The 7,170-nt window shown below is 67.4% G+C and carries 6 protein-coding genes; 4 read left to right on the top strand and 2 right to left on the bottom strand.

All coding sequences use genetic code 11. The features are described 5' to 3' along the window. Both ACXJKH_RS11690 and ACXJKH_RS11685 read left to right on the top strand, forming a co-directional pair. Positions 1-478 (top strand): murein hydrolase activator EnvC family protein (locus ACXJKH_RS11690; RefSeq protein WP_457319562.1); only part of this gene is annotated, 478 nt, incomplete at its 5' end. 124 nt (positions 479-602) lie between these two features. Next, the gene (locus tag ACXJKH_RS11685; RefSeq protein WP_457319561.1) at positions 603-2,000 is read left to right on the top strand and encodes a S41 family peptidase; all 1,398 of its coding nucleotides are present in this window, start codon (positions 603-605) and stop codon (positions 1,998-2,000) included. 174 nt (positions 2,001-2,174) lie between these two features. On the opposite strand, the gene ACXJKH_RS11680 is transcribed toward ACXJKH_RS11685, so the two are convergent. Continuing rightward, complete coding sequence (locus ACXJKH_RS11680) at positions 2,175-2,867, bottom strand: rhomboid family intramembrane serine protease (RefSeq protein ID WP_256775030.1); 693 nt, start codon at positions 2,865-2,867, stop codon at positions 2,175-2,177. A gap of 225 nt (positions 2,868-3,092) precedes the next feature. Between ACXJKH_RS11680 and ACXJKH_RS11675 the strand changes: the two genes are divergently transcribed. Continuing rightward, the gene (locus tag ACXJKH_RS11675) at positions 3,093-4,436 is read left to right on the top strand and encodes an outer membrane protein transport protein (RefSeq protein WP_457319560.1); all 1,344 of its coding nucleotides are present in this window, start codon (positions 3,093-3,095) and stop codon (positions 4,434-4,436) included. 353 nt (positions 4,437-4,789) lie between these two features. After that, a complete protein-coding gene (locus ACXJKH_RS11670; RefSeq protein ID WP_457319559.1) occupies positions 4,790-5,434 on the top strand; it encodes a hypothetical protein in 645 nt (214 codons plus the stop codon). A 94-nt stretch (positions 5,435-5,528) separates the two neighbouring features. On the opposite strand, the gene putA is transcribed toward ACXJKH_RS11670, so the two are convergent. Next, the coding region (gene putA / locus ACXJKH_RS11665) for a bifunctional proline dehydrogenase/L-glutamate gamma-semialdehyde dehydrogenase PutA (protein WP_457319558.1) at positions 5,529-7,170 on the bottom strand (1,642 nt) is incomplete at its 5' end.

Below are 7,170 nucleotides of genomic sequence, written 5' to 3'. Positions count from 1 at the left end.
CGACAAGGCCGAGAAAGCCGCGGCTGCCAACGGCACCCGTCCGCCGCCGCGCCCGGGCAAGACCCCGCCGGCCGTGGCCTCGGCCCCGCCGCCGAAGGTGGGCGGGCTGGGCTGGCCACTGTCGGGCAACCTGCTGGCCCGCTACGGCGGCAAGCTGCCCGATGGGCGCACCAGCAGCGGCGTGCTGATCGGCGCCGCTGCCGGCAGCACGATCACTGCCGTGGCCGATGGCACGGTGGTGYTCTCAGACTGGATGACCGGCTACGGCATGATCCTGATCGTCGACCATGGCAACGGCTACATGAGCCTGTACGCGCACAACGACACCCTGCTGCGCGACGCCGGCGCCACGGTGAAGAAGGGCGACCCGGTGGCCAAGGTCGGCAACTCCGGTGGACAGGGCGTGACCGCGCTGTATTTCGAGCTGCGCCGCAACGGGCAGCCGGTCGATCCGGGCAGCTGGCTGCAGCGTCGCTGACACCCAGCCCAACGGCGCGCTGTCCATGCGCGCCGGGTTCAACGGGAATTTATCGTCGCTTCGCGCATAATCGGGCGACGCACCCAGTGCGTGTTTTCCGTCCCCCGCCGACCTGGAGTGCTTCATGCGCGTAGCCCGTTCCGCCACCTTGCTGCTGGCCCTGTTGCCCGCTGTGTCCTGGGCGCAGCAGACCAGCGAGGCTGCCAGCAGCGCCAGCGATGCCGCCAGCAGCGAAGAGGCGGTGACATCGAAAGTGCCGCTGGAGGAAATCCGGCGCTACGTGGCGGTCTACAACGCGGTCCGCGCCGCCTACGTGGACCCGGTGGATGACAAGAAGCTGATGCAATCGGCCATCCGTGGCCTGTTGCTCGACCTGGATCCGCACAGCACCTATTTCGACAAGGAAGACGCCGAGGCCTTCGACGAACAGGCCACCGGCGCCTACGACGGTATCGGCGTGGAGCTGCAGCAGCAGCCGGACAACAGCAGCCTCAAAGTGATCTCGCCGATCGACGACACCCCGGCTACCCGCGCCGGGATCCGCGCCGGCGACCTGATCATCGCCATCGACGGCAAGCCGATCAGTGCCATCCAGGCCACCGAGCCGCTGCGTGGCAAGGCCGGCAGCAAGGTGGTGCTGACCCTGGTGCGCGAAGGCAGGGCCAAGCCGTTCGACGTTACCGTCACCCGCCAGACCATCCGTGTGACCAGCGTGCGCAGCCGCATGCTGGAGCCGGGTTATGGGTACATCCGCCTGAGCACCTTCCAGGCCGACACTGGCGCCGATTTCCAGAAGCATGTCGGCCAGCTGCAGCAGCAGGCCGGCGGCAAGCTCAAGGGCGTGGTGCTTGACCTGCGCAGCAACCCCGGCGGCCTGCTCACCGCGGCGGTGCAGGTGGCCGATGACCTGCTCGACAAGGGCAACATCGTCAGCACCCGGGGCCGCATCTCGATCAGCGATGCACGCTTCGATGCCACCCCGGGCGATCTGCTCAAGGGCGCACCGGTGGTGGTGCTGGCCGATGCCGGTTCGGCCAGCGCCTCCGAAGTGCTGGCCGGMGCGCTGCGCGACAACGGCCGTGCGCGCGTGGTCGGCAGCCGTACCTTCGGCAAGGGCTCGGTGCAGACCGTGCTGCCGCTGGACAACGGCGACTCGGTGAAGTTGACCACCGCGCGTTACTTCACCCCGAGCGGCAAGTCCATCCAGGCCACCGGCATCGTGCCCGACGTGCTGCTGCAGCCGGAGAGGCAGCCGGGTGACGACGCCCTGCCGGCCAGCCTGGCCGACTACAGCGAAGCCACCCTGCCGGGCCACCTCCGCGGTGACGAGGAAGGCGGCGACGGCTACAAGGCCGGCGACGTGCTGCCGGGCGACGGCCCGATCAACGACGCGCTGGCCGAGTTGAAGCAGCCGGGTTCGGTGCTGGCAAAGCAGAAGGCAGAGGCCGCCAAGGCAGCCGCGCAGAAGAAGCCGGAAGCAAAGCCGGAAGCAAAGCCGCTGGATACGCCGGCCAAACCCTGACCGGTAGTGCCGGCCGCTGGCCGGCTCTGCATGCACCCAACCGCATGAGGCGCCGGCCAACGGCCGGCATTACCCGGGTTGATCCGACTATCCGTGGAGCCGGCCAGCGGCCGGCACTACCCGGTGCGTCCGACCGGACGTGTGGCCGGCCAACGCGTCATGCGTCGGCGCGGCCTAGAACCCGTGGCGCTTGCGCAGCCGACGCGCGATCGCCGCGCGCACATAAACCCCGTAGGCCAGGCCGAACACGAAGCCTGCGATGTGCGCCCACCAGGCCACCATGCCGAAGCTCGGGCCGATATAGGCGAACACCACCTGCAGCGCCGCCCACACCCCGATCAGCAGGTAGGCCGGCGCCCGCACGAACTCCAGGAACAGGCCCAGCGGGATCACCACGCCCAGCCGCGCKCCTGGGAACAGGGCCAGGTAGGCACCGATCAGCGCCGACACCGCGCCGCTGGCGCCGATGATGATCTGATCCGGGCTGCCCATGGTGTAGATCGCGGTCAGGTTGGAAATGGCCCCGCCCACCAGGAACAGCAGGATCAGCCGCCACGGCCCCAGCACGCGCTCGGCCGGCAGCCCGAAGATCAGCAGGAACACMAGGTTGCCCAGCAGGTGCGACCAGTCCGCATGCAGGAACAGGGCGGTGAACAGGCGCAGCACGCTGCCGTCCTGCAGGGTGGCCCACCAGTCCAGCGGGTGGGTCAGGCCGGTGGACAGGGCGCCCCAGTCCAGCCACAGGCTGCGGCGGGCATCGTCCGGACGCGAGATCGACCACAGGAACGCCACCCACAGGGCGGCGAACAGCAGCGGGGTAGCCCAGCGGAAGGCGGACTTCTTGCGGGAGGGGATCGACACGAACATGGGTGCGCTAGCCTAGCGCGGCGACGCCCGTGATGGGGCATTGACGGGTTCAGCCTGAATAGCCACAAGGGGGCAGTCCGTTATTGTTTCATTAACCGGTCTGGGTATACTCCAATACGGCGTCGTATGTCGGGAGGGGAATCCGGCGCGTTGTCTCCACCGAAAGGCAGGGACGACGCAGGCGCACGTTGCCAAACATCACCGCAATTCCGGAGAGAACCAAACATGCATACCGCTTCCACGCTTGCCCGCGTCACCGCCCTGGCCGTCGGCATTGCCGGTGTCCTGGCCGTCGGCCACGTCAACGCTGCCGCCTTCCAGCTGAAGGAAAACAGCGCCAAGGGCCTCGGCCGCGCCTTTGCCGGTTCCGGCAGCGCCGAGGGCGACGCCTCGATCATCGCCGTCAACCCGGCTGGCATGCGCCAGCTCGAAGGCACCCAGATCCAGGGTGACCTGAGCGCCATCAGCTTCTCGGCCAAGTTCAGCGGCACTGGCCGCAAGCCGACCGGCCAGCCGCAGACCGGCGGTGACGGCGGCGACGCAGGCATGATCGCTCCGGTCCCGGCTGCGTACTTCCACATGCCGATCGGCGAACAGGCCCACTTCGGCGTGTCGCTGACCGCTCCGTTCGGCTTCAAGACCCAGTACGACAACGCGTGGGTCGGCCGTTACAGCGGCCTGAAGACCGACCTGAAGGCGATCGACCTGGGCTTTGCCGCCTCCTACGACGTCAACCCGTACGTGTCCTTCGGCGCGTCGGTGTTCGTTGAACACCTGACCATCGAACTGAGCAACAACATCGACTTCGGCACCGCGCTGGCGCAGTCGCGCGTGCCGGGCTTCGCCCCGGGCAGCGCCGATGGCAAGCTGACCGTGGAAGGCGACAACAACGCCGTGGGCTGGACCGTCGGTGGCTTGTTCAGCCCCGATGAGAACACCCACATCGGTATCAGCTACCGGTCCAAGGTCGAGCACAAGATCACCGGTGGCGACGCTACCTTCGACGTGCCGGCCAACGCCGCTGCCGTGCTGGCCGTGGCACAGCCGGGTCGCTTCACCAGCACCTCGGGCAAGGCCACCCTGACCCTGCCGGCCTCGGCCACCCTGAGCGTGACCCACAACGTCAACGACCGCTGGACCGTGATGGGTGATGTCACCCGCACTGCCTGGTCGACCGCGTTCGATCAGGTCACCATCGACTACGCCTCGGCGCAGCCGGACTCGGTGCTGGAATTCGGCTACCGCGATACGACCTTCGTCTCGCTGGGTACCGACTTCAAGCTGAGCGATACCGTCACCCTGCGCGGCGGTGTCGCGCTGGACCAGACCCCGACCACCAACGCCCACCGCGACGTGCGCKTGCCCGACACCAGCCGCAAGTGGCTGTCGCTGGGCGTGGGCTGGACCCCGTCGGCGAACATCGAATACAACTTCGGTTACACCCATCTGTTCACCAAGGATCCGGACGTGAACATCGCCGGCACCACCAACAACCAGGGCAACTCGCTCACCGGCAAGTACAAGGTGCGCGGCGACGTGCTGGCCGCGTCGTTCAACTACAAGTTCTGATCGACCTAGCCGCACCGGTTGTTTGAATGGCAGAAGGCCCCGCGAAAGCGGGGCCTTCTGTTTGTGCGTGCCCAGATCGATGGCTGCCCAGCCGATGCGCCCCTGATCGCCGAGCCGCTTCGCGCCGCCCCTGCCGCAGCTGCGCGATGAACGTCCGATCGCCATGTGCCCGGGCATCGACACCAGTAGCAAGGCCGGGAGCAGGGCAGTGCGTATGGCCGGATTCTGCCACGAGGTTGGCCCATGGCAGCGGTGGCACTGCGCGTTTCAGGCGCCGTCCACGCAGACGCAGCGCGTACAATTCCGCACCGCCCCCGCACGGTGGGTCATGCTGTTTTGACAAGGATCTGTACATGTCGCCTCTCGCGTTTCGTTCCACCCTTTTCCTGGGGTTGGCCGCACTGTCCGCCCCTGCATGCGCCGCCGACTTCGCCGCGTGTTTCACCCTCACCCCGGGCCTGACCTGGTCCACCGCCGATGAAACGCTGACCATCGAAAAGTCGACCTTCGCCGGCCAGCACGCGATCAAGGTCAACAGCGCAGGCGGCGGTATCGGTACTGCCAGCTACTTCGATGCCAGCGGGCGTGCCTTCCTCGGCCAGGACCGTTATGGCATCTCCGCCTGGGGTGGCGATGCGTCCAAGCCGGTGATGACCGACACCTTCAAGCCCGCGCCGACGTTCCCGCAGACAGCCAAGCCGGGCGACCGCTTCCAGTACACCGGGAAGGGCGAGCGCACCCATCACGTCGAAGACACCGTCGAACCGCTCGACTTCGATGGCTTCTCCGATTACACCTTCGTCGGCTTCGAAGACGTCGACGTGGAGATCGATGGTCAGCCGCGCACCTTCAAGGACACCTGCCACGTCAGCGCGACCTTCGAGGACAACCGCATCGAAGGCTGGTACGCGGCCGGCTTCGGCCGCATCAAGTTCGAGCGCTACATGGGCAAAGAACTGTTCATGCGCGATGAGATCGAGTCGATCGACGCCCCGTAACGCCGGCCGCTGACGGGCCATTCGTTGACCCAGATGAAACCCACAAAAAACCCCGCTTTCGCGGGGTTTTTTGTTCAACAGATGACGCCGTGGATCAATCGCCCAGCGTCAGCAGCGAGGCATTGCCGCCGGCCGCGGTGGTGTTCACGGTGACGGTTTTTTCGGTGGCAAAGCGCAGCAGGTAGTGCGGACCGCCGGCCTTCGGCCCGGTACCGGAAAGACCCTGGCCGCCGAACGGCTGCACGCCGACCACCGCACCGATCTGGTTGCGGTTGACATACACGTTGCCCACATTGATGCGCGAGGAAATGCGATCCACGGTTTCATCGATGCGCGAATGCACGCCCAGGGTCAGCCCGTAGCCGGTGGCGTTGATCTGGTCGATCACCGCGTCGAGCTGGTCGCCCTTCCAGCGGATCACGTGCAGCACCGGCCCGAAGATTTCCTTGTGCAGCTGGTCCAGGTTCTTCAGTTCGTACGCACGCGGGGCGAAGAACGTGCCATGCGCGGCCGCTTCGCTGAGTTCGGCGGCGGCGATCAGGCGTGCTTCCTTTTCCATGCGCACGGCGTGGTCCTGCAGGATCTGCAGCGCGTCGGCATCGATCACCGGGCCCACGTCGGTGGACAGCAGGCCGGGGTCGCCGACCTTCAGTTCGGCCATCGCGCCGGACAGCATGGTCATCACCTTGTCGGCGATGTCGTCCTGCACGAACAGCACGCGCGCGGCCGAGCAGCGCTGGCCGGCAGAGGTGAACGCCGACCCGATCGCGTCCTTGACCAGCTGTTCCGGCAGCGCCGAGGAGTCGGCGATGAAGGCGTTCTGGCCGCCGGTCTCGGCGATCAGCACGCCGATGGCGGCATCGCGTGCGGCCATCGCGCGGTTGATCGCGCGGGCGGTGTCGGTGGAGCCGGTGAAGGCCACGCCGGCCACGCGCGGGTCGGCGGTGAGCGCGGCACCGACGGTGGCGCCGTCGCCGGGCAGGAACTGCACCACGCCTTCGGGTACGCCAGCCTCGAGCAGCAGCTTTACTGCGTAGTAGCCGATCAGGTTGGTCTGTTCGGCCGGCTTGGCGATGACGCTGTTGCCGGCGGCGAGCGCAGCGGCCACCTGGCCCAGGAAGATCGCCAGCGGGAAGTTCCACGGGCTGATGCACACGAACACGCCGCGGCCATGCAGCTGCAGTTCGTTGGACTCACCGGTGGGGCTGGGCAGCTTTTCGGCATGGCCGAACTGCTCGCGCGCCTGCTTGGCGTAATAGCGCAGGAAGTCGACCGCTTCACGCACTTCGGCGATGCCGTCGGGCAGGCTCTTGCCGGCTTCCTTGACGCACAGCGCCATGAACTCGGGCAGGCGCGCTTCGAGCTGGTCGGCGGCGTGTTCCAGGATCGCCGCGCGGCTGGCGGCCGGGGTGCGGTTCCACGTCGGCTGCGCGGCGACGGCATTGGCCAGCGCCTTTTCGACGGTGGCGCTGTCGGCCGGCTGCCACTGGCCGACGACCTGGCGGGTATCGGCCGGGTTGGTGACGTTCAACAGCGCGCCGGTCGGGCTGGCGCCGGGCACCAGCGGTGCGGCGTGCCAAGGCTTTACGGCGGCGTTGAGCTGCTCGGCCAGGGCGCGCAGATCGTTGTCGTTGGCGAGATTGACGCCCATGGAGTTCTTCCTGTCATGGTTCTGGCTGCGCAGCAGATCGACCGGCAGCGGGATTTTCGGATGCGGAATGGAGGCGAACGAGGAC

The organism is Stenotrophomonas sp. P5_B8 (genome assembly GCF_054049855.1).
Note: the sequence above shows the minus strand (reverse complement) of the source record. Positions and strands in the feature narration are given on the sequence as shown.

Bases quoted from the DNA above. Each gene is read 5' to 3' on its own strand.
- ACXJKH_RS11670 (WP_457319559.1), top strand. From the start codon at position 4,790: ATGTCGCCTCTCGCGTTTCGTTCCACCCTTTTCCTGGGGTTGGCCGCA.